The sequence below is a fragment of the Nocardioides humilatus genome (genome assembly GCF_008373755.1).
In the GTDB taxonomy this organism is placed as follows: Bacteria; Actinomycetota; Actinomycetes; order Propionibacteriales; family Nocardioidaceae; genus Nocardioides; species Nocardioides humilatus.
Genome location: NZ_VUJV01000045.1, coordinates 1 through 981, shown reverse-complemented (window position 1 = coordinate 981; position 981 = coordinate 1). Strand labels below are relative to the sequence as shown.

At 52.5% G+C, this 981-nt stretch carries 1 protein-coding gene; it reads left to right on the top strand.

Going from position 1 to position 981, the window contains the following annotated elements:
• Window positions 1-65: 65 nt before the first annotated feature.
• On the top strand, window positions 66-981 hold a 916-nt coding region (locus F0U44_RS23965), incomplete at its 3' end, for a troponin (RefSeq protein ID WP_149730585.1).

Sequence of the window (981 nt, the reverse complement as noted above, 5' to 3'; positions counted from 1 at the left end):
AAGAACCAGTGCCGAGTGACTGAGTGACCGACTTCTACCCGTGCGACACTCAATAAACAACCAACATGTCTGACGAGGAGGAATATTCTGGCTCTGAGGAGGAGGAAGTAGAAGAAGAAGTCCCGGAGACGAAACCCGCTCCTAAACAAGAGGGTGAGGGAGATCCAGAATTCATCAAGCGTCAAGACCAGAAGCGGTCGGACTTGGATGAACAGTTGAAGGAATACATCAACGAATGGCGCAAACAGCGGGCCAAGGAGGAGGATGAGCTCAAACGCCTTAAAGAGAAGCAGGCCAAGCGCAAGGTTTCTCGTGCCGAAGAAGAAAAGCGCCTCGCTCAAAAGAAAAAGGAAGAAGAAGAAAGGAGAGTGCGCGAAATCGAAGAGAAGAAACAGCGCGACATCGAAGAGAAGAGGCAACGGCTCGAGGAGGCCGAGAAGAAGCGCCAGGCTATGCTCCAGGCCATGAAAGATGCCAGCAAGACCGGACCCAACTTCACCATCCAAAAGAAGAGCGAAAACTTCGGTGTGAGCAATGCCCAGCTGGAGCGCAACAAGACCAAGGAGCAGCTGGAAGAGGAGAAGAAGATCTCCCTGTCCATCCGCATCAAGCCGCTGACCATCGAGGGTCTCTCCGTCGACAAACTCCGACAGAAGGCCCAGGAACTCTGGGAGTGCATCGTCAAACTCGAGACCGAGAAATACGATCTCGAAGAGAGGCAAAAGAGACAGGACTACGACTTAAAAGAGCTCAAAGAAAGACAAAAGCAGCAACTGAGGCACAAAGCTCTCAAGAAGGGTCTCGACCCCGAAGCGCTCACAGGCAAGCACCCGCCCAAAATTCAAGTAGCGTCCAAGTACGAGAGGCGTGTCGACACACGATCCTACGACGACAAAAAGAAACTGTTCGAGGGTGACCTAGAGAAACTGAACAAGGACTTCCTCGAGAAGGTGTGGCAAGAGAGGGCCGAACAGTTCGGCG